This is a genomic window from Rubrivivax albus, assembly GCF_004016515.1.
In the GTDB taxonomy this organism is placed as follows: Bacteria; Pseudomonadota; Gammaproteobacteria; order Burkholderiales; family Burkholderiaceae_C; genus Rubrivivax; species Rubrivivax albus.
The window spans coordinates 876,633-897,481 of the sequence record NZ_SACT01000002.1; the positions used below are offsets into that span (position 1 = coordinate 876,633).

The window sequence follows — 20,849 nt, forward strand, 5'->3', positions numbered from 1 at the left end:
CGCCGGTGGCTCAGGCCGCCGGCGCCGGCACGCTCCAGCGCTGGGACACGTCGCCGGCGCCATTGACGCTTTCCAGCTGCACGCCGAAGCCCCAGAGCCGGGCGACGTGCTTGAGCACCTCCTGCGCCGTGTCGTGCAGCGGCCGGTCGCGGTGCTGGAAGTGGCGCAGCGTGAGGCTGCGGTCGCCGCGCAGGTTGACGTTCCAGACCTGGATGTTGGGCTCGCGCGAGCCGAGGTCGTACTGTCGGCTCAGGCTCTCGCGCACGGCGCGGTAGCCGGCGTCGTCGTGGATGGCGGAGACTTCCAGTTCGCTCTGGCGCTCGTCGTCGACGATGGCGAACAGACGCAACTCGCGCATCAGCTTCGGGCTCAGGTACTGGCCGATGAAGCTCTCGTCCTTGAAATTGCGCATCGCGTGGTCCAGCGTCGTCAGCCAGTCGCTGCCGGCGATGTCGGGGAACCAGGCGCGGTCCTCGTCGGTGGGCTTCCGGCAGATGCGCTCGATGTCGGTGTACATCGCAAAGCCCAGCGCGTAGGGGTTGATGCCGCTGTAGGCCTTGTGGCCGACCGGCGGCTGGTAGATGACGTTGGTGTGGCTCTTGAGCCACTCGATCATCACGCCGTCGCTCAGCCAGCCGTCGTCGTACATGGTGTTGAGCAGCCGGTGGTGCCAGAAGGTGGCCCAGCCCTCGTTCATCACCTGCGTCTGGCGCTGCGGGTAGAAGTACTGCGACACCTTGCGCACGATGCGCACGATCTCTCGCTGCCAGGGTTCCAGCAGCGGCGCGTTCTTCTCGATGAAGTACAGCAGGTTCTCCTGCGGTTCCTCCGGGAAGCGCTTGAGCTCCGGGGCGCTGCTGTCGGCATCCGCGCGCCGCGGCAGCGTGCGCCAGAGGTCGTTGACCTGCTGCTGCGCGTAGGCCTCGCGGTCGCGCTGCTCGGCCAGTTCCTGCGCCAGGGTCTTGCGCGTGGGGCGGCGGTAGCGGTCCACGCCGTGGTTGGCCAGCGCGTGGCAGCTGTCCAGGAAGGCCTCCACCGCGTCCAGGCCGTGCTTCTCCTCGCACTTGGCCACGTAGTCCTTGGCGTAGACCAGGTAGTCGATGATGGCCGACGCGTCGGTCCACATGCGGAACAGGTAGTTGCCCTTGAAGAAGCTGTTGTGGCCGTAGGCGGCGTGGGCGATGACGAGCGCCTGCATCGCCATCGTGTTCTCCTCCATCAGGTAGCTGATGCAGGGATTGCTGTTGATGACGATCTCGTAGGCCAGGCCCATGTGGCCGCGCTTGTAGTTCTTCTCGGTGGCGATGAACTCCTTGCCGTAGCTCCAGTGGCGGTAGTTCACCGGCATGCCCACGCTGGCGTAGGCGTCCATCATCTGCTCCGCGGTGATGATCTCCAGCTGGTTGGGGTAGGTGTCCAGCCGGAACGATTCCGCGGTGGCGCGGATCACCGCGTGGTAGTCCTCGATCAGGTCGAAGGACCAGTCGCTGGGGCCGGGAAGCGGCTTGCTGGGAAAGTCTCGGCTCATGCTGCCTTGGCCCCTTCCTTCCTGAACAGGTCGCGGAACACCGGGTAGATCTGGTCGGCGCTGACGGCCTTGCGCATCGCGAAGTGCTTCTGGCCTTCGAGCAGCTGGGTGTATTCCTCCCAGAGGTTCTGCTCCTCCTCGGCCACCTGCACGTAGGCGTAGTAGCGCACCAGCGGCAGGATCTTCTCGGCCAGGATCTCGCGGCAGCGGCCGCTGTCGTGGTGCCAGTTGTCGCCGTCGCTGGCCTGTGCGCCGTAGATGTTCCACTGCGCCGGGTCGTAGCGCGCGCGGATGATCTCCTCCATCAGCACCAGCGCGCTGCTGACCACGGTGCCGCCGGTCTCGCGGGCGTGGAAGAAGTTCTCCTCGTCCACCTCCTGCGCCTGCGTGTGGTGGCGGATGAAGACGAGTTCGATCTTCTCGTAGTGGCGCGTCAGGAACAGGTACAGCAGGATGAAGAAGCGCTTGCTGAGCTCCTTGCGCTGCTCGTCCATCGAGCCGGAGACGTCCATCAGGCAGAACATCACCGCCTTGCTGGTGGGCACCGGCACGCGCACGCGGTTGCGGAAGCGCAGGTCGATCGGGTCCAGGTAGGGGATGCGCTCCAGCCGCCGCTTCAGCGCGGCGATCTCCTCTCGCAGCGCCGGCGCCTCGGGGTGGTCCGGCCCCAGCGCCTCGAGCCGCTCCTCCATCTCGCGCAGCTCGCGCCGCGAGCCGGCGCCGATGGCGATGCGCCGCCCGATGGCGCCGCGCAGGCTGCGCACCACGTGCAGGTTGTTGGGCGTGCCGTCGCTGCTGAAGCCGGCGCGCTGGTGCTTCCATTCCGGCACCTCGGCCAGCTGGGTGCGCACCAGGTGCGGCAGGGCCAGGTCCTCGAAGAAGACCTGCATGAACTCTTCCTTGCTCAGCGCGAAGGCGAAGTCGTCCTCGCCTTCGCCGGAGTCGCTGGCCTGGCCCTTACCCGAGCCGCCGCCACCGCCGCCTTCCGGGCGCTTGATGCGGTCGCCCTTGATGAAGTCGCGGTTGCCCGGGTGCACCACCTCGCGCACGCCGCCCTGGCCGTGGCCGAACACCGGCTCGGAGAGGTCCCGCTTGGGGATGTGGATCTCCTCGCCGCGTTCGATGTCGCGGATGCCGCGACCGTCGATGGCGCGCTTGACGGCTTCCTTGACCTGGTCCTTGTAGCGGCGCAGGAAACGCTCGCGGTTGCCGATGGACTTGTTCTTGCCCGCCAGCCGCCGGTCGATGATGCTTTGCAGGGCCATCGAATCTCCGTGGTCAGGACGACTTGCGCACGCGCAGGTACCACTCGCACAGCAGCCGCACCTGCTTGGAGGTGTAGCCCTTGGCCTCCATGCGGGTGACGAAGTCGTCGTGCTTCTTGGCCTCGTCGGCGCTGGCCTTGGCGTTGAAGCTGATCACCGGCAGCAGCTCCTCGGTGTTGGAGAACATCTTCTTCTCGATCACCGTGCGCAGCTTCTCGTAGCTGGTCCACACCGGGTTGTTGCCCTGGTTGTTGGCCCGCGCGCGCAGCACGAAGTTGACGATCTCGTTGCGGAAGTCCTTCGGGTTGGCAATGCCGGCGGGCTTTTCGATCTTCTCCAGCTCGGCGTTGAGCGCCGCACGGTCGAAGACCTCGCCGGTGTCGGTGTCGCGGTACTCGTGGTCCTGGATCCAGTAGTCGGCGTAGGTGACGTAGCGGTCGAAGATGTTCTGGCCGTACTCGCTGTAGCTCTCCAGGTAGGCGGTCTGGATCTCCTTGCCGATGAATTCGGCATAACGCGGCGCCAGCTGCTCCTTGATGAAGCCCACGTACTTCTGCTCCACCTCGGCCGGAAACTGCTCGCGCTCGATCTGCTGCTCCAGCACGTACATCAGGTGCACCGGGTTGGCGGCGACCTCGGTGCTGTCGAAGTTGAAGACCTTGGAGATGATCTTGTAGGCAAAGCGCGTGCTGATGCCGGCCATGCCCTCGTCGACGCCGGCGTAGTCGCGGTACTCCTGGATGCTCTTGGCGCGCGGGTCGGTGTCCTTGAGGTTCTCGCCGTCGTAGACCAGCATCTTGGAGAACAGGCTGCTGTTCTCCGGCTCCTTCAGCCGCGTGAGGATGGCGAACTGCGCCATCATCTTCAGCGTGCCCGGCGCGCAGGTGGCCTGGGCCAGGCTGCTGTGCTTGAGCAGCTTCTCGTAGATCTTCACCTCTTCGCTCACGCGCAGGCAGTACGGCACCTTGACGATGTAGATGCGGTCGAGGAAGGCCTCGTTGTTCTTGTTGTTGCGGAAGGCCTTCCACTCGCTCTCGTTGCTGTGCGCCAGCACCACGCCGTCGAAGGGCATCGCTCCGAAGCCCTCGGTGCCCTTGAAGTTGCCTTCCTGCGTGGCGGTGAGCAGCGGGTGCAGCACCTTGATCGGCGCCTTGAACATCTCCACGAACTCCAGCAGGCCCTGGTTGCTCAGGCACAGGCCGCCGCTGTAGCTGTAGGCGTCCGGGTCGTCCTGCGCGTAGCTCTCGAGCTTGCGGATGTCGACCTTGCCCACCAGGCTGGAAATGTCCTGGTTGTTCTCGTCGCCCGGCTCGGTCTTGCTGATGCCCACCTGCTTGAGGATGCTGGGGTGGCGCTTGATGACCTTGAACTGGCGGATGTCGCCGCCGAACTCCTCCAGCCGCTTGACGGCCCAGGGGCTCATGATGCGGTTGAGGTAGCGGCTGGGGATGCCGTACTCCTGCTCCAGGATGGGGCCGTCCTCCACCGGGTCGAACAGGCCGAGCGGGCTTTCGTTCACCGGGCTGCCCTTGAGCGCATAGAACGGCACCTGCTCCATCAGCTGCTTGAGCCGTTCGGCGATGCTGCTCTTGCCGCCGCCCACCGGGCCCAGCAGGTAGAGGATCTGCTTCTTCTCCTCCAGGCCCTGTGCGGCGTGCCGGAAGTAGGAGACCACCTGCTCGATGGCGTCCTCCATGCCATAGAACTCGGCGAAGGCCGGGTAGACCTTGATCACCTTGTTCTGGAAGATGCGCGACAGCCGCGGGTCGTTTCGGGTGTCGATCGTCGTCGGCTCGCCGATGGCCTGCAGCATGCGTTCGGCGGCGGTGGCGTAGGCCAGCGGGTTGCGCTTGCACTCGGCGAGGTAGTCCTCGAGCGAGAGCTCTTCTTCCCGGGTGCGCTCGTAGCGCGCGGCGAAGCTGCTGATGACGTCCATGCGATCTCCTGCGGTGACAGCGGCCGGCACCCGCCTTGCGGCGTGGCACCGGGCCAGGGAAGTTCTGGTGACGTCCCGGCTTCACTGGCCCGGGCGCCATCAGAGCTTTCCGTCTCAGGCTCGCATGTGCATACCTTGCATCATGCGGCGCCCTGTCAAAGGGAGACAAGCACCATGTTCACATCGCAGTTCTGTCCGATCAAAGTGAATGGCTATTGCCGTCCGGGAAGCTAGCAATCTCTGCGCCACGAAGGCGCCTGAGCCGTCAACGCAGCGGTGATCCTTCACGCTGACCGCCCGCTGCCGAAGGGGCATCGGGAATTGCGCTAAGGTCAGCACATGCCCGACCTGCCGCCGCTGATCGCGGCCGACGCTGCGCTTTTCTTCGACTTCGACGGCACCCTGGCCGACATTGCCCCGAGACCCGACGCCGTCCGCGTGCAGCCGGTGGTGCAGCGCGCGCTGGGGGTGATGCAGCATCGTCTGTGCGGTGCGCTGGCCGTGCTCAGCGGCCGGCCGGTGGCGGACATCGATCGCCACCTGCAACCTCTGCATTTGCCGGCCGCCGGCCAGCACGGCGCCGAGCGCCGCGATGCACTGGGTGCCTGGCACCGCGTGCCACCCCCGGCGCTGGCGTCGGTGCTGCCGCCGCTGCAGGCGCTGGTGCAGGTGCACCCGGCGCTGGTGCTGGAGGTCAAGACCGCCGCGCTGGCCTTGCACTGGCGGGGGGATCCCGCGCTGGCCGCGGCCTGCCGCGCCGCGATGCAGACGGCACAGGCCGCACTGCCGGGCATGGCCTTGATGGAGGGCAAGATGGTGCTGGAGCTGAAACCCGCGGCGGCCGACAAGGGCCGCGCGCTGCAGGCCTTCATGGCGGAGCCGCCCTTCGCCGGGCGCACCCCCTGGTTCTTCGGCGACGATGTCACCGACGAGGCCGGCTTCGCCGCCGTCCAAGCGCTCGGCGGCGTGGCCGTGAAGGTGGGCGACGGCGACACCGTCGCGCGCTGGCGCCTGCCCGATCCGGCGGCGGTGCGCGGCTGGCTGGAGACGCAGGCGGTGGAGGCGCGCGCATGAACCCCGTGTGTTCCTCGCTCACCACCACACCCACGCTGTCGCTGGGCGTCATCGGCAACTGCGCCGTCAGCGCCCTCGTCGACCGCGAAGGCGGCATCGTCTGGAGCTGCCAGCCGCGGGTGGACGGCGACCCGGTGTTCCACGCCCTGCTGGGCGCCGGTCAGCCGGGCGACGGGGCCTTCGCGGTCGAGCTCGAGGACTTCGCGCGCAGCGAGCAGGCCTACGTGGAGAACACCGCGGTGCTGCGCACCCGCCTGTGGGATGCGCACGGCCAGGGCATCGAGATCACGGACTTCGCGCCCCGCTTCATCGCCCGCGGTCGCATGTACCGGCCGCTGATGCTGGTGCGTCGCATCAGCGTGCTGGCCGGCGCGCCGCGCGTGCGCATCCGGCTGCGGCCGCGCTTCGACTGGGGCCGTGTCGAGCCCCGGCTCACGCAGGGCAGCCACCACATCCGCTACGTCGGCCCCGACGAGGTGCTGCGGCTCACCACCTCGGTGCCGCTGGCCTACGTGCTGCAGGAGTCGCCCTTCGTGCTCACCGACACGGTGAGCCTGGTGCTGGGCCCCGACGAGTCGCCCGACCACGGCCCCGACGCCCTGGCCGCGGCCTACGAGCGCGACACCATCGACTACTGGCGCACCTGGACGCGGCGCCTGGCGCTGCCGCTGCAGTGGCAGGACGTGGTGATCCGCAGCGCCATCACGCTGAAGATGTGCGTGCACGAGGACACCGGCGCCATCGTCGCCGCGCTGACCACCAGCATCCCCGAGGCCCCGGGGACGCAGCGCAACTGGGACTACCGCTACTGCTGGCTGCGCGACGCCTTCTTCGTCGTGCGCGCGCTCAACAGCCTCAGCGAAGTGGGCACGATGGAGGAGTACCTGCGCTGGCTGCGCAACATCGTGGCGCGCGCCGGTGGCAACCACGTGCAGCCGCTGTATGGCGTGGGCATGGAGGACCGCCTGGTCGAGGAACTGGTGCCGCAGCTGCCCGGCTACCGCGGCCACGGCCCGGTGCGGCGCGGCAACCAGGCCTACGAACACTTCCAGCACGACGTCTACGGCAACATCGTGCTCGGTGCCGCACAGGCCTTCCACGACCGTCGCCTGCTGGCCCCGGCCGGCGAGGCCGACTTCCGCCAGCTCGAGGCCGTGGGCGAACAGGCGGTGCGCGTGCACGACCAGCCCGACGCCGGCATGTGGGAACTGCGCACCCGCGCGCGCGTACACACTTCGTCGATGCTGATGTGCTGGGCCGCCTGCGACCGGCTGGCCAAGATCGCGCAGCGGCTGGGCCTGGCCGACCGTGCCACCTACTGGGCCGGCCATGCCCAGCGCATGCGCGACCGCCTGCTGACGGAGGCCTGGAGCGACAAGCGCCAGGCCTTCGTCGAGAGCCTGGGCGGCGAGCACCTGGACGCCAGCGTGCTGCTGATGGCCGAGGTGGGCATCATCGACCCGCGCGATCCTCGCTTCGTGGCCACCGTCGACGCGCTGGAACGCACGCTGTGCGACGGACCCTACATGCGCCGCTACGAGGCGGCCGACGACTTCGGCCTGCCCGAGACCGCCTTCAACATCTGCAGCTTCTGGCGCCTGGACGCGCTGGCGCGCATCGGCCGGCGCGACGAAGCGCTGGCCATCTACGAGGCCATGCTGGCCTCGCGCAACCACCTGGGCCTGATGAGCGAGGACACGCACCCGGCCACGCGCGAGATGTGGGGCAACTTCCCGCAGACCTACTCGATGGTGGGCCTGATCAACGGCGCAGTGCGCCTGTCCGAACCCTGGGAGACCGTGATCTGAAGGAGGAACACTGATGGGGCGCCTGGTCGTCGTGTCCAACCGCGTGGCCGACCCGCGCAAGCCCGGCGCCGGCGGCCTGGCCGTGGCATTGGCCGACGCGCTGCAGTCCAGCGGCGGGCTGTGGTTCGGCTGGAGCGGCAAGGTCGTCGACGAGGGCTCCGGCGGCCAGTTGCGCACGCAGCGTGCCGGCCCGGTGACGCTGGCCACCGTGGACCTGGCCCGCGCCGACCACGACGCCTACTACCTGGGCTACAGCAACGGCGTGCTGTGGCCGGTGTTCCACTACCGGCTCGACCTGGCGGACTTCGACGCCGGCGACATCGACGGCTACCGGCGCGTGAACCGCCTGTTTGCGCACAAGCTGCAGCCGCTGCTGAAGCCCGACGACGTCATCTGGGTGCACGACTACCACCTGATCCCGCTGGCCGCGGAACTGCGCGCCATGGGCTGCACGCAGCGCATGGGCTTCTTCCTGCACATCCCGCTGCCGCCGCGCACCATCCTGGCGGCCATCCCGCAGCACCACTGGCTGATGCGCAGCCTGATGATGTACGACCTCGTGGGCTTCCAGACGCGGCTGGACGTCGAGCACTTCAGCGCCTATGTGGTGCACGAGGACAGCGGCGAGCGCTGCGACGACCACGAGTTCCGCGTGCACGGGCGCAGCGTGCGCGCGCGCGACTTCCCCATCGGTATCGACGTCGACGAGTTCCAGGCCCTGGGCCGGGAGCCCGAGGCGCGCGAGACCTTCCGCACGATGAAGGAGCAGTATGCGCAGCGCCAGCTGCTCGTGGGGGTCGACCGGCTGGACTACTCCAAGGGCATGCCGCAGCGCATCCGCGCCTTCCGGCGGCTGCTGGAGCACTACCCCGAGAACCGGCGTGTGGCCACGCTGATCCAGGTGGCCGCGCCGTCGCGCGAGGACGTGGAGGCCTACGCCGACCTGCGACTCGAGATGGAAACGCTGTGCGGCGCCGTCAACGGCGACTACGGCGAGCTTGACTGGATGCCGGTGCGCTACATGCGCCGTGCCGTGCCCCGGCGCCGCCTGCCCGGCCTGTACGCGGCCAGTAGCGTGGCGCTGGTCACGCCGCTGCGCGACGGCATGAACCTGGTGGCCAAGGAGTACGTGGCGGCGCAGGACCCGGTGAACCCCGGCGTGCTGGTGCTGTCGCGCTTCGCCGGCGCGGCCGAGGCGATGACCGACGCGCTGATCGTGAACCCCTACGACACCGACGGCACGGCCGAGGTGATCCAGCAGGCGCTGCGCATGCCGCTGGAGGAGCGCCGGGCGCGCCACGAGCGGCTGATGGCCGGGCTGCGCGCGCGCGACGTGCACTGGTGGGCGCGCGAGTTCCTGGCGGCTCTGCAGCACTGAGCGTCCTGGCCGCCGCAGGCTGCGCCGCCGCGGCATACCCTTGGCCGCATGCGATGATGCCGGCATGAACCGCCCCCTTTTCCTGCTGGCGCTGTGCCAGGCGCTGTTCCTCACGAACAACGTCACCTTCATCGCCATCAACGGGCTGGTCGGGCTGCAGCTGGCGCCGCTGGGCTGGATGGCCACGCTCCCGGTGATGGGCTACGTGGTGGGCGGCGCCTTGTCCGCGCCCTGGGTGGCGCGCACGCAGGCGCGGCTGGGCCGCAAGCGCTCGTTCCAGATCGGCCTCGTGGTGGCGGCGCTGTCGGCCGTGGGTGGGGCGTTCGCGGTCTGGAGCGGCAGCTTCTGGGGTGTGGTGGCCGCCACGGTGGTGGCCGGCTTCTACAACGCCAACGCCCAGCTTTACCGCTTCGCCGGGCTGGAACTGGCGCGGCCGGACTACAAGGAGAAGGCGATCTCGCTGGTCATGGCCGGCGGCGTGGCTGGCGCCTTCATCGGCCCCAACCTGGCCAGTGCCACCAAGGACTGGCTGGACGTGCCCTTTGCCGGGGCCTACGTGGCGCTGGTCGGCGTGGCGCTGCTGGGCCTGCTGCTGATGTCGCTGATCCGCTTCCCGGAACACCGCGCCCCGCAGCCGGGTGACGACCGCGGCCGCCCGCTGGCGGAGATCGCGCGCCAGCCGGCCTTCGTGGTGGCGGTGGCGGCCGGCGCACTGGCCTATGGCGTGATGAACCTGCTGATGGCGGCCACGCCGCTGGCCATGCAGCAGTGCGGCCTGCCGTTCAGCGACGCCGCGCTGGTGCTGGAGTGGCACGTGCTGGGCATGTTCGTGCCCGGCTTCTTCACCGGCCACCTGATCAAGCGTTTCGGCGTGCTGCCGGTGATGGCGGTGGGGGCGCTGCTGAATTTCGCCTGCGTGGCCATCGCGCTGTCGGGCGTGGACCTGATGCAGTTCCTGGTGGCGCTGCTGCTGCTGGGCGTGGGCTGGAACTTCCTGTTCACCGGCGCGACCACGCTGCTGACCACCACCTACCGCCCGGAGGAGAAGAACCGGGCCCAGGGTGCAATGGACACCTGCGTGTTCGCCACCATGGCGGTCACGTCGTTCGCCAGCGGTGCGCTGGTCACCACCCAGGGCTGGCAGCTGCTGAACCTGGGCTCGCTGGTGCCGCTGGTACTGGTGGCGGGGGCGTTGGGCTGGTTGATGCTGCGCCAGCGGCAGCCGGCTGCGGCGGCGTGACGGCGAGGCGTGCACGCCTGGCCGCCAGCTCCGTCATTCGCCAGTCAGGCCCAGCTTCTCCAGCAGTCCGTTGAGCTCGTCCAGCGAGTCGAAGCGGATCGCGATCTCGCCCTGTTCGCCGCGCTTGGTGCGCTTGAGCACGCGGATCTCCACTGCCGCGGTCAGGCGGTCGGCCAGCTGCGATTCGAGCCGTACGATGTCGCGCGGCTTCTCCGCCTTCACGCGCAGCAGCGGGCTCTGACGGCCGCCGGCGGCCACGCGGGCCACCAGCTTTTCGGCGTCGCGGACGCTGAGCTTCTTCGCCGAGATCTCGGTGGCCGCGGTGATCTGCCCGGCGCCGCCCAGCGCCAGCAGCGCGCGCGCGTGGCCCATGTCCAGGTCGCCGGCCATCAGCATCTGCTGCACCGGCTCGGCCAGGTTCAGCAGGCGCAGCAGGTTGCTCGCCGCGCTGCGGCTGCGGCCCACGGCCTGTGCCGCTTGCTCGTGCGTGAGGCCGAACTCGTCCACCAGGCGCTTGAGGCCCTGGGCCTCTTCCAGCGGGTTCAGGTCCTCGCGCTGGATGTTCTCGATCAGCGCCATCACGGCCGCGGCCTCGTCGGCCACGGGCTTGACCAGCACCGGCACCTCGTTCAGCCCGGCCAGCCTGGCGGCGCGGAAGCGGCGTTCGCCGGCGATGATCTCGTAGCGGCCCCCGTCCACAGGGCGGACCAGGATGGGCTGCATCACGCCCTGGCCGCGGATGCTCTCGGCCAGCTCGTACAGCGCGCCTTCGTCCATGCGCGTGCGCGGCTGGTACTTGCCGGCCTGCAGGGCCGACAGCGGCAGGGTCTGCGGGGCACCGGCGGGCACCGGCGCGTCGCTGACCTTGGGGCCGAGCAGGGCCTCGAGGCCCAGCCCCAGGCCCTTGGGTTTCTTGGTTGCCATGGCGGGATTGTGTGTCAGAGGGCGCCGGCGTCAGGAGGGTCGTCAGGCGGGGGCGCCAGGCGGGCCAGCAGTGCGCGTCCCTCGGGCCAGTCGCCGAGACCGGACTGGTCGTTCAGGTGGCCGCGGGGGCCGGCGTCGACGATCTCGGCGCCCCAGCCTTGGGCGATGTCGCGCATGCGGTCGGCGTCGCCATACGGGTCGTCGCGGCTGATGACGGCAATGGCGGGGAACGGCAGGCGGGTGCGCACGATGGGCCGCCAGCCGTGCAACTGGGGCGGCATGTCCTCCCGCCCGGTGTCGGGCGGCGCCACCAGCAGCGCCCCGGCGACCTGCGCCGTGTGGCGGCTGTGCGCGGCCCAGGCGGCCACCAGGAGGCAGCCCAGGCTGTGGGCGGCCAACAGCACCGGGGTGGCCGGTGCGTCGATCAGGGTCTCGTCCAACCGCGCCATCCAGTCGCCGCGCCGGGGCCATTGCCAGTCGTCCTGCACGACACGCTGGTCGCCATGCAGCCGTTCCCAGCGGCTTTGCCAGTGGTCGGGGCCGGAATCGAGCCAGCCCGGCAGCAGGTAGATCGGTGGCATGACGTATCCTCGACGTTGATTTTCCCTGCGGGTGAGGCCCATGGCTTACAAGGTGTTCGTCGACGGTCAGGAAGGCACGACCGGCCTGCGCATCCACGAGGTGCTGGCCGGCCGGCCTGACATCGAACTGCTGAAGATCGACCCCGAGCGCCGCAAGGACCCGGCCGAGCGGGCCAAGCTGCTGAACGCGGCCGACGTGGCCTTCCTCTGCCTGCCCGACGTGGCCGCGCGCGAGGCGGCCTTCCTGGTCACCAGCGAACGCACCTGCCTGATCGACGCCAGCACGGCGCACCGCACGCAGGCGGGCTGGGCCTACGGGCTGCCGGAACTTGCCCATGGCCAGCGCGCCGCCTTGCGTCACAGCAAGCGCATCGCCAACCCGGGCTGCCATGCGACGGCCTTCATCCTGCTGCTGCGTCCGCTGGTGGATGCTCGCCTGGTGCCGAAGAATCTGCCAGTGAGTGCACACTCCATTACGGGTTACTCCGGTGGTGGCAAGAGCATGATCGCCCAGTACCAGGCGGGTGGCGACCCGAAGCTGGACGCGCCGCGCCCCTATGGCCTGACGCTGGCCCACAAGCACCTGCCGGAGATGGCGGCCCACACCGGGCTGGACAACGCCCCGCTGTTCACGCCCGTGGTGGCCAACTTCTACAAGGGCCTGGCGGTGACGGTGCCGTTGCACCTGTCGCAACTGGCCCCGGGCACCACGCCGCAGCAGCTGCACGCGGCGCTGGCGGCGCACTACGAGGGCGAGCGCTTCGTGCGCGTGATGCCGCTGGCCGACCCGGACACGCTGGCCGGCGGCTTCTTCGACGTGACCGCCTGCAACGACACCAACCGGGCGGACGTCTTCGTCTTCGCCAACGCCACCCAGGTGCTGCTGGCTTGCCGGCTGGACAACCTGGGCAAGGGCGCCAGCGGCGCTGCTGTGCAGTGCATGAACGTGCACCTGGGGGTCGACGAAGGCCTGGGCCTCTAGCCGTCCACGGTCGGGTGCTCGGCAGGCTGCTTGGCCAAGTGCCGGCGCGCCGGGCTCAGTCCCCCTCGATCGGGGCGTTGGTGCGGTAGTGGTAGGCGTAGACGTCGGCAAAGCCCAGCCGGTGGTACAGCGCACGCGCTTCCGCGTTGTCGGCGTCCACCTGCAGGTAGGCGTGGCGCGCGCCCTGCTCCACCGCGCGGTCCAGCATCCAGGCGCACAGTTCGCGCCCGATGCCCTGGCCGCGTGACGGGATGGCGGTGAACACGTCGTACAGGCCGACGAGGTCCCCTTCGCGAGCGAACTGGCCACAGGCGACGATGACCTCGCCGTCGCGCACTGCAAAGGCCTGGTAGGGCACGGGCGAACTCAGCAGGCGGCTGGCATGCGCGTCGCGCTGGGCCGCCGGGGAGCCGCGCATCGCGCCGATCAGGTCGGCGAACTCGTCCAGCGGCACGGCCTGGGGCTTGAGGTTGCGGCGCGAGGGGTCGGGTGGCGGCAGGTCGCGCCGCAGCATCACGCGGGTGTCGTCGAAGCGGCGCCAACCGCGGGCGGCCAGCAGGTCGTCCAGGTCTGCGGGCCGGGTGAAGGGCGTGATGCGCAGGTGCAACGGCAGGCCATGTTCGGCGTAGGCGGCTTCGGCCAGCGAAAGGCGCTCGTCCAGCGGCAGGCGCCCGTCGGCCACCGCGTTGATGCAGCGCGCGCGTTTGGCCTTGCCTGGGTTGAAGCGCAGCAGCCAACCGTCCAGCCAGCGCTGCTCGGGCGGGGCGCTGGCGTTCAGGCCGGCATCCTCGATGCGGGACAGGAGCGGGTCGTCGGTCATGGCGGTGACGTCTCCGGCTGGGGCGCAGGGCGGCCCAGCCGGGCCGCCATCTCGCGCGCGAAATCGACGAAGGCCTGGGCGCCCTTGGACGCCGGGTCGAACACCACACCCGGCAGCCCGTAGCTCGGGGCCTCGGCCAGGCGCACGTTGCGCGGGATCACGGTCTCGAACACCTTGTCGCCAAAGTGCGCCTTGAGCTGTTCGCTGACCTGCTGCTGCAGCGTGATGCGGGGGTCGAACATCACCCGCAGCAGGCCGATGATCTCCAGATCACGGTTGAGGTTGGCGTGCACCTGCTTGATGGTGTTGACCAGGTCCGACAGGCCCTCCAGCGCGAAATATTCGCACTGCATCGGCACGATGACGCCGTGGGCGGCACACAGCCCGTTGAGCGTGAGCAGGCTCAGCGATGGCGGGCAGTCGACGAGCACGAAGTCGTAGGGTGCGTCGGCCAGCGCGCCGCGCAGCCGGCGTTCGCGGCGCTCCAGCTCCACCAGCTCCACCTCGGCGCCGGCGAGTTCGCGGTTGGCGCCGAGCACGTCGTAGCCGCCCTGCGGGCTGGGCCGCATGGCTTCGGCCAGCGTGGCCGATTCCAGCAGCACGTCGTAGACGCTGGTTTCCAGCGCCCGCTTGTCGACGCCCGAGCCCATGGTGGCGTTGCCCTGCGGGTCGAGGTCGACCACCAGGACCTTGCGGCCGATCTGCGCCAGCCCGGCGGCGAGGTTGACCGTGGTCGTGGTCTTGCCGACCCCGCCTTTCTGGTTGGCGATGCAGAAGATTCGGGCGGCCATCAGGACGTCCCCAGCCGGATGCCGAAGCCGACGAGGAAGATGCCGGCCAGCTTCTGCAGGGCCTGGGCCAGGCGCTGGTGTGCCTTGACTTGAGCGCTCACCGCATTGGCGAAGGCGCAGAGCAACAGGCAGTACGCGGCCGTGATGACGGCGATGGTGGCCGCCATCGCGGCAAAGGTGACGCCGCCGCGGTGCGTGGCCGGGTCGATGAACAGCGGGAAGAAGGCCATGTAGAAGACGATGGCCTTGGGGTTGAGCACGGTGATCAGCAGGGCCTGGCGCAGGTAGTGCCGGGGCTCGATGCGGATGGGGCTGGCGCTGCCGGGCCTTGCGAAAAGCAGCTTCAGGCCGATCCAGGCCAGGTAGGCCGCGCCGGCGTATTGCACCGCATGGAACACCGCGGGGTTGGCCGCCAGCAGGGCCGCGACCCCGGCCACGGCCAGCCAGAGCAGGATCTGGTCGCCCAGGATCAGGCCGGCGGTGGCTGCGGCGCCGGCACGGAAGCCGCCCTTGGCGGTGGAGGTCAGCAGTGCGAACGTGCCTGGGCCTGGCAGCGCCAGGAAGACGAGGATGGCGGCGCAGAAGGCGCCGTAGTCGGCAATGCCGAGCATGAAGGGGCTCCCGAAGTCACGTCGATTGTGACGCGATGACGGCCTTGTCGGGAGGGTCTGAGCGCAGCCAGATGGCGCATCGCTCGGCGTCGAGGCCAGGCACCTGCAGATGTTCCACGTGAAACACCGACACACCGGAGGGCAGAGCCGCGATCTCGTCGGCGGGCTGCTTGCCCTTCATCGCCAGCCAGACGCCCGTGGGCGCCAGATGGTGATGCGTCCATGCGCAGAAGTCCGGCAGGCTGGCGAAAGCGCGCGAGGTCACGACATCGGCCTGGGCTGACGGCAGCTGCTCCACCCGCGCGTGTTCGGCGCGAAGGTTCTGCAGACCCAGTTCAAGGGCCACCTGGCGGATGAAGCCGGCCTTCTTGGCCACGGTGTCCACACAGGTCACATCCCAGTCGGCGTGGTGGATGGCCAGCACCACGCCCGGCAGCCCGCCGCCGCTGCCCACGTCGAGGATCTTCAGCGGTTGCCCTGCGGCGTGGCGTTCCAGGGGTGCGACGATGCTTTCGCTGTCCGCCAGATGGTGGGTGCGCATCTGAGCCAGGTCGCGCACCGCGGTGAGGTTGTAGACCTTGTTCCAGCGGGCCAGCAGGTCCAGGTAGCGGTCCAGCAGGGCCTGCCGTTCCGCGGCGCTGCGCTCAGGCGGCGGCGTCGGCATCGGTGTTGGCGGCCGTGGCGCCAGCGGGGTCACGCACGAAACCAGGGAAGCGGCGCTTCTTCAGGTGGATGAGCAGCAGCGAGATCGCGGCGGGCGTCACCCCGGAAATGCGCGAGGCCTGCCCCAGGGTTGCAGGCCGGTGGGCGGCGAGCTTCTGCCGCACCTCGATCGACAGCGCCTGCACCTGGGCGTAGTCCAGCTCCGCCGGCAGCTTCAGCTGCTCGTAGTGGGCGGCGCGTTCCACCTCCTCGTTCTGGCGCGCGATGTAGCCGGCGTACTTGATGCCGATCTCGGCCTGCTCGATCACGGCGTCGGCCAATGCGCCCTCGCCCAGCTCCGCAGCCAGTGTTTCACGTGAAACACCGCCGGCCAGACCGGCCACTGCGTCCCAGCCCACACCGGGCCGGCGCAGCAGGTCGGCCAGCCGGTACTCGTGCTCCAGCGCCTTGCCCAGCACCCGCTCGGCCACGTCGTCCGGCACCGTGGCCGGGCGCACCCAGGTGGCACGCAGCCGCTGAAGCTCCCGCTCGATGGCCTCGCGCTTGCGCTCGAAGGCGGCCCAGCGGCGATCATCCACCAAGCCCAGCTGGCGGCCGGCTTCGGTCAGGCGCAGATCGGCGTTGTCCTCGCGCAGCTGCAGCCGGTATTCGGCGCGGCTGGTGAACATGCGGTAGGGCTCGGTCACGCCCTTGGTGATCAGGTCGTCCACCAGCACGCCCAGGTAGGCCTGGTCGCGCCGAGGCAGCCAGGGCTCGCGGCCCTGGGCCTGCAGCGCCGCGTTCAGGCCGGCGAACAGGCCTTGCGCCGCCGCCTCCTCGTAGCCGGTGGTGCCGTTGATCTGGCCGGCGAAGAACAGGCCGCCGATCTGCTGTGTCTCGAAGCTGGGCTTCAGCGCGCGGGGGTCGAAGTAGTCGTACTCGATGGCGTAGCCGGGGCGCAGGATGTGCGCCTGCTCCAGCCCGGGGATCGACTGCACGGCCGCGATCTGCACGTCGAAGGGCAGCGAGGTGGAGATGCCGTTCGGATAGAACTCGTGCGTGGTCAAGCCTTCGGGCTCGAGAAAGATCTGGTGGCTGTCCTTGCCGGCGAAGCGGTTGACCTTGTCCTCGATGCTCGGGCAGTAGCGCGGCCCGACGCCTTCGATCACGCCGGTGAACATCGGGCTGCGGTCGAAGCCGCTGCGGATGATCTCGTGCGTGCGGGCGTTGGTGTGGGTGATCCAGCACGGCACCTGGCGCGGGTGCTGGCTGGCATGGCCGAGGAAGCTGAACACCGGCACCGGATCCAGGTCGCCGGGCTGTTCCTGGCACTTCGTGAAGTCGATGCTGCGCCCGTCGATCCGCGGCGGCGTGCCGGTCTTCAGCCGGCCCTGCGGCAGCTTCAGTTCCTTGAGGCGCGCCGACAGGCTGACGGCCGGGGGGTCGCCGGCGCGGCCGGCAGCATGGTTCTGCAGGCCGACGTGGATGCGGCCATCCAGGAAGGTGCCGGCCGTCAGCACTACGGTGCGGCCGCGGAAGCGGATGCCGGTCTGCGTGATGGCGCCGGCCACCCGGTCGCCGTCCAGCATCAGGTCGTCCACCGCCTGCTGGAACAGCCACAGGTTGGGCTGGTTCTCCAGCCGGCGGCGAATGGCGGCCTTGTAGAGGATGCGGTCGGCCTGCGCGCGGGTGGCGCGCACGGCAGGGCCCTTGCTGCCGTTGAGGATGCGGAACTGGATCCCGGCTTCGTCCGTGGCCTCGGCCATCGCGCCGCCCAGCGCATCCACCTCCTTGACCAGGTGGCCCTTGCCGATGCCGCCGATGCTGGGGTTGCAGCTCATCTGCCCCAGCGTCTCGATGTTGTGCGTCAGCAGCAGCGTGGCGCAGCCCATGCGGGCCGCGGCCAGCGCGGCTTCGGTGCCGGCATGGCCGCCACCGACCACGATGACGTCGAATTCCTGCGGATGCAGCATGGGTGCTCTGCCCCTGGCCCGCACGGCGCGGGCAAACCCGCGATTTTAGGCGGGGGCCGCTTCCGGTGCACGCCGAGCCCAGCGTGCCTGGATGGCCTTCAGCCGTGCGGTCAGCGCCGGGTGGCCCCACCAGCGGTCGAAGAAGTAGTGCGCCACGGTGTTCACCAGAGGTTCGACGAGCGTGATGGCGCCGGCGATGGTGATGCTGCCCGTCAGCGCATAGCTGACACCGAACGCAATGCCCAGGTGCATGACGCCAAAGGTGGCCGACTTCGCCATGAGAAGCACTCCTGATTGATCCGTGACCACGATGATGGCCGACAGAAAGCATATACATCATCAATCGTCGCAAGTGCAGTGATAGTCATTCGCAACACCGATAATCACACCATGGACTGCCGCCCGGGCTGTGGGGCCTGTTGCATCGCACCGTCGATCTCGTCGCTGGGCAAGCCGGCTGGCGTGCCCTGTGCGCACCTGGATGCCGCGCGGCGCTGCCGGCTGTTCGGCCGCCCGGAGCGGCCGGCCGTGTGCGCATCGCTGCAGCCCTCGCCCACCATGTGCGGCCCCGACACCGCCCACGCCCTGCGCTGGCTGACCGATCTGGAGCGCCTGACCACGCCATGACGTCCCCCACGGAACTGGCCGCCGCATTGCAGCCGCTGTACCCGGCGCTGGCGCAGATCCCGCCGGCCGAGCGTGATGCCGTGCTGGCCACCCAGGCCCGGCAAGCACAGGTGCCGGCTGGCGCACGGCTGTTTGACGAAGGCGCGCCCTGTCAGGGCTTCCCGCTGGTGCTGCGTGGGGCGGTGCGCGTGGCGCGCGGCGCGGCCAACGGGCGCTCGCTGGAGCTGTACCGGGTGACGCCGGGCGAGCTGTGCGTGGTGTCCACCTCCTGCCTGTTCGGCCAGCAGGCGCTGACGGCGCATGGCGACACCGTGGAGCCCACCGAACTGGTGCTGCTCAGCCCTGCCGGCTTCGAGCGCTGGGCCGCGCACGAGCCCTTCCGGCGCTACGTGTTCGGCATCTTTGCCGACCGCCTGGCCGACCTGATGGCGCTGGCCGAAGCCGTCGCCTTCCAGCGGCTGGACCAGCGGCTGGCCGCTGCGCTGCTGGGCCACGGCACCACGCTGCGGCTGACCCACCAGGCGCTGGCCGACGAGCTGGGCACGGCGCGCGAGATCATCACGCGCCTGCTCAAGCGCTTCGAGCAGCGCGGCTGGGTGGCGCTGGGGCGCGAGCGCATCCAGCTGCGCGATGCGGCGGGGCTGCGCGCGGTGGCGGCTGGGCAGGCGGACGCGTAGGGCTCAACGCCCGCGCCGTCGGCGCTCGAAGGCCCCGGCGTCGCGGCCTGCAGACGGCGCGAACGCTGTGTGACCGTGGTCACCGACGTCGGGACCCGCCGGCGGGACACTGGCGTCGTCGTTCAACCACCCCCCAGGAGTTCCACATGTTCAAGACCAACGTTGGCGGCATCGACCGCGTGCTGCGCATCATCGTCGGCCTGGCCCTGATCGGCCTCACGCTCACGGGCACGATCGGCGCCTGGGGCTGGATCGGCGTGGTGCCGGTGCTGACCGGCCTGCTGTCCACCTGCCCGCTCTACACGGTGCTGGGCTTCAGCACCTGCCCGATGAAGCGGACCTGAGCGGGTCCGCGGCCCACCCCGCGGGCTGCAACAGCATCAGTCCAGATGGGCCGCGTCGGCCCACTGCACCAGTTCCAGCCGGCCGTCCACCCAGCGCAGTCGGTTGATCCCGGTGTTCGGGATCACGCATTCGCGCGGCCCTGCCAACGGCAGGCCGTGCACGGTGCGCCACACCATGTCGAGCACGCCGCCGTGCGTGAACACGGCCACGCGCGCGCCGGCATGTGCGTGCGCGAGCGCCTCTAGGGCCGCCACCACGCGTGCGTGAAAGGCCGCCGGGCTTTCTCCGCCCGGTGGCGCGCTGTCGGGCGTGTGCGCCCACCATGCCGCGAAGGCCTCGGGGTGCGACAGCCGCGCCTCGGCCACCACCAGCCCTTCCAGCACGCCGAAGGCCTGCTCGCGCCATGCCGCGTCCGTGGCCAGGTCGAACCCGCCCCGCAGCGCCCGCAGCGGCTCGGCCGTGCCGCGCGCGCGTGAGAGATCGCTGCTGACCAGCACGTCCAGCGGCTCGTGTCGCAGCCGCTGCGCCAGACGCTCGGCCTGCGCCAGGCCGGTGGCGTTCAGCGGCACGTCCACCTGACCCTGGAATCGACCCTGGCGGTTGTGGTCGGTCTCGCCGTGGCGGATGAGCAGGAGTTCGGTGGGGGCGGTGGGCATGGCAGATGCCGAGTATCGGGCTGCATTCGCGCGACACGATGTAAATCGCGCACATGTTCTGTGGTCAGTGGCGCACGCCCTGCCATCCCCCCTGCTGCCTACGCTGGGAACCACGGTGAAGACCGGTTTCAAGCCGGTTGCCGGCGCCGCAAGGCGAGCCCAGGAGGATGAATGAACACGACAACGCTCACCCGGTCCGCTGCCACCCTGCCAGTCGCGACTCCCAAGGACGTTCCCGTACCCACGCCGTACGGCCCGACCCGATTCGCGCCCCTGGCGATCGGACCGCTGCTGGCGGCCGCACTGGACGAGGTCGATGTGGGCCTCGCGCTGGTCGACCCCGATGCGCGGGCCCTGCACCTGAACCACCGTGCACAAGAGTGCCTGGCCGATGGCACGGTGCTGACGCTGCGGGACGGGCGCATCGCCGCGCCGCATGGCGAGGACGCCCTGGCCGTCGCCAGGGCACTGCGCGACGCGGCCGAGCGCGGCCTGCGACGCCTGATCCACATCGGCCGCGCCGATGCGCGCCGCAGCGCTGCGGTCGTGCCCGTGCAGCTTGGTGTGGCCGCACTGATGCTGGGCCGTTCGCACCTGTGCGAAGACCTCTCCCTGCAAGGCTTTGCGCGGGCGCATGCCCTCTCGGACGCCGAGGCGCGCGTCCTCGCCGCGCTGGGGCGCGGCGAGGCCCCGGCGCAGATCGCGCGCACGCACGGTGTGGCGCTGTCTACCGTGCGGACGCAGATCGGCGCCATTCGTGGCAAGACAGGCGCGGCCAGCATCCGCGAGCTGCTGCGCATGGTGGCGGCGCTGCCGCCGATCGTCGGCGCACTGCGGCACTGATGCGGCGCTGTCACGCATGCCCGCTGTCATCTCGCTGATGGAGCGCTGCTGTTGCGTTCCACCGGTGGGAGGACGCGGCCTGCGATTGCCCCCGGCCCAATGAAGGCACGCCGCGCGGAGCGGCGTGCCTCACCCACCGCAGGAGCCA

At 69.8% G+C, this 20,849-nt stretch carries 21 protein-coding genes; 9 read left to right on the forward strand and 12 right to left on the reverse strand.

Annotation, left to right across the window (positions count from 1 at the left end; genetic code table 11):
* Positions 1-10 precede the first annotated feature (10 nt).
* The 3 genes from ENE75_RS10225 to ENE75_RS10235 are packed head-to-tail and all read right to left on the reverse strand — an operon-like array spanning position 11 to position 4,729.
* The gene (locus ENE75_RS10225; protein WP_128198150.1) at positions 11-1,528 is read right to left on the reverse strand and encodes a SpoVR family protein; all 1,518 of its coding nucleotides are present in this window, start codon (positions 1,526-1,528) and stop codon (positions 11-13) included.
* Positions 1,525-2,793, reverse strand: a complete 1,269-nt coding sequence (locus ENE75_RS10230) for a YeaH/YhbH family protein (protein WP_199232258.1) — start codon at positions 2,791-2,793, stop codon at positions 1,525-1,527. The genes ENE75_RS10225 and ENE75_RS10230 overlap by 4 nt, the downstream gene beginning before the upstream one ends.
* A 13-nt stretch (positions 2,794-2,806) precedes the next feature.
* Positions 2,807-4,729 (reverse strand): PrkA family serine protein kinase, encoded by a 1,923-nt coding sequence (locus ENE75_RS10235; RefSeq protein WP_128198151.1) that lies wholly within the window; start codon positions 4,727-4,729, stop codon positions 2,807-2,809.
* A gap of 339 nt (positions 4,730-5,068) precedes the next feature.
* Here ENE75_RS10235 and otsB point away from each other — a divergent pair, with 339 nt between their 5' ends.
* From otsB to ENE75_RS10255, 4 genes are all read left to right on the forward strand, one after another.
* The gene (gene otsB / locus ENE75_RS10240) at positions 5,069-5,803 is read left to right on the forward strand and encodes a trehalose-phosphatase (protein ID WP_128198152.1); all 735 of its coding nucleotides are present in this window, start codon (positions 5,069-5,071) and stop codon (positions 5,801-5,803) included.
* Positions 5,800-7,611 carry a glycoside hydrolase family 15 protein gene (locus tag ENE75_RS10245; RefSeq protein WP_128198153.1) on the forward strand — a complete coding sequence of 604 codons (1,812 nt, stop codon included), beginning with the start codon at positions 5,800-5,802 and terminating at the stop codon, positions 7,609-7,611. Before otsB ends, ENE75_RS10245 begins: the two co-directional genes overlap by 4 nt.
* A gap of 13 nt (positions 7,612-7,624) precedes the next feature.
* Entirely contained in the window at positions 7,625-8,989 is a 1,365-nt protein-coding gene (otsA, locus tag ENE75_RS10250) for an alpha,alpha-trehalose-phosphate synthase (UDP-forming) (protein WP_128198154.1), read from the forward strand.
* A 64-nt stretch (positions 8,990-9,053) separates the two neighbouring features.
* Positions 9,054-10,229, forward strand: coding sequence for an MFS transporter (locus tag ENE75_RS10255; RefSeq protein WP_128198155.1), 1,176 nt, complete (start codon positions 9,054-9,056; stop codon positions 10,227-10,229).
* A 33-nt stretch (positions 10,230-10,262) separates the two neighbouring features.
* Here the strand turns inward: ENE75_RS10255 and ENE75_RS10260 are convergent, their stop codons facing one another.
* Together ENE75_RS10260 and ENE75_RS10265 are read right to left on the reverse strand one after the other, a co-directional pair.
* Positions 10,263-11,153, reverse strand: coding sequence for a ParB/RepB/Spo0J family partition protein (locus ENE75_RS10260; RefSeq protein WP_128198156.1), 891 nt, complete (start codon positions 11,151-11,153; stop codon positions 10,263-10,265).
* A gap of 14 nt (positions 11,154-11,167) precedes the next feature.
* A complete protein-coding gene (locus ENE75_RS10265) occupies positions 11,168-11,734 on the reverse strand; it encodes an RBBP9/YdeN family alpha/beta hydrolase (protein ID WP_128198157.1) in 567 nt (188 codons plus the stop codon).
* A gap of 40 nt (positions 11,735-11,774) precedes the next feature.
* Here ENE75_RS10265 and argC point away from each other — a divergent pair, with 40 nt between their 5' ends.
* Positions 11,775-12,716, forward strand: coding sequence for an N-acetyl-gamma-glutamyl-phosphate reductase (gene argC / locus ENE75_RS10270; protein WP_128198158.1), 942 nt, complete (start codon positions 11,775-11,777; stop codon positions 12,714-12,716).
* A 55-nt stretch (positions 12,717-12,771) separates the two neighbouring features.
* On the opposite strand, the gene ENE75_RS10275 is transcribed toward argC, so the two are convergent.
* From ENE75_RS10275 to ENE75_RS10300, 6 genes are read right to left on the reverse strand one after another with little or no spacing between them, the layout of a single operon-like run.
* The gene (locus ENE75_RS10275) at positions 12,772-13,536 is read right to left on the reverse strand and encodes a GNAT family N-acetyltransferase (protein ID WP_128198159.1); all 765 of its coding nucleotides are present in this window, start codon (positions 13,534-13,536) and stop codon (positions 12,772-12,774) included.
* A complete protein-coding gene (locus ENE75_RS10280) occupies positions 13,533-14,327 on the reverse strand; it encodes a ParA family protein (protein ID WP_128198160.1) in 795 nt (264 codons plus the stop codon). The genes ENE75_RS10275 and ENE75_RS10280 overlap by 4 nt, the downstream gene beginning before the upstream one ends.
* Positions 14,327-14,938 carry a LysE family transporter gene (locus tag ENE75_RS10285; RefSeq protein WP_128198161.1) on the reverse strand — a complete coding sequence of 204 codons (612 nt, stop codon included), beginning with the start codon at positions 14,936-14,938 and terminating at the stop codon, positions 14,327-14,329. Before ENE75_RS10285 ends, ENE75_RS10280 begins: the two co-directional genes overlap by 1 nt.
* 16 nt (positions 14,939-14,954) lie before the next feature.
* Positions 14,955-15,602, reverse strand: a complete 648-nt coding sequence (gene rsmG / locus ENE75_RS10290; RefSeq protein ID WP_128198162.1) for a 16S rRNA (guanine(527)-N(7))-methyltransferase RsmG — start codon at positions 15,600-15,602, stop codon at positions 14,955-14,957.
* A complete protein-coding gene (mnmG, locus tag ENE75_RS10295; RefSeq protein ID WP_128198163.1) occupies positions 15,583-17,553 on the reverse strand; it encodes a tRNA uridine-5-carboxymethylaminomethyl(34) synthesis enzyme MnmG in 1,971 nt (656 codons plus the stop codon). Before mnmG ends, rsmG begins: the two co-directional genes overlap by 20 nt.
* Before the next feature lie 45 nt (positions 17,554-17,598).
* On the reverse strand, positions 17,599-17,832 hold the full coding sequence (locus ENE75_RS10300) for a DUF2061 domain-containing protein (protein WP_128198164.1): 234 nt from the start codon (positions 17,830-17,832) through the stop codon (positions 17,599-17,601).
* A gap of 111 nt (positions 17,833-17,943) precedes the next feature.
* Here ENE75_RS10300 and ENE75_RS10305 point away from each other — a divergent pair, with 111 nt between their 5' ends.
* The 3 genes from ENE75_RS10305 (at position 17,944) to ENE75_RS10315 (ending at position 19,201) form a co-directional block, all read left to right on the forward strand.
* A complete protein-coding gene (locus ENE75_RS10305; protein WP_128198165.1) occupies positions 17,944-18,180 on the forward strand; it encodes a YkgJ family cysteine cluster protein in 237 nt (78 codons plus the stop codon).
* A complete protein-coding gene (locus ENE75_RS10310) occupies positions 18,177-18,857 on the forward strand; it encodes a Crp/Fnr family transcriptional regulator (RefSeq protein WP_128198166.1) in 681 nt (226 codons plus the stop codon). Before ENE75_RS10305 ends, ENE75_RS10310 begins: the two co-directional genes overlap by 4 nt.
* Positions 18,858-19,003: 146 nt before the next feature.
* Positions 19,004-19,201 (forward strand): YgaP family membrane protein, encoded by a 198-nt coding sequence (locus ENE75_RS10315; RefSeq protein WP_128198167.1) that lies wholly within the window; start codon positions 19,004-19,006, stop codon positions 19,199-19,201.
* A gap of 36 nt (positions 19,202-19,237) precedes the next feature.
* Here the strand turns inward: ENE75_RS10315 and ENE75_RS10320 are convergent, their stop codons facing one another.
* Positions 19,238-19,858, reverse strand: coding sequence for a histidine phosphatase family protein (locus tag ENE75_RS10320; protein WP_128198168.1), 621 nt, complete (start codon positions 19,856-19,858; stop codon positions 19,238-19,240).
* 171 nt (positions 19,859-20,029) lie between these two features.
* Here ENE75_RS10320 and ENE75_RS10325 point away from each other — a divergent pair, with 171 nt between their 5' ends.
* Complete coding sequence (locus ENE75_RS10325) at positions 20,030-20,701, forward strand: helix-turn-helix transcriptional regulator (RefSeq protein WP_128198169.1); 672 nt, start codon at positions 20,030-20,032, stop codon at positions 20,699-20,701.
* Positions 20,702-20,849: the final 148 nt, after the last annotated feature.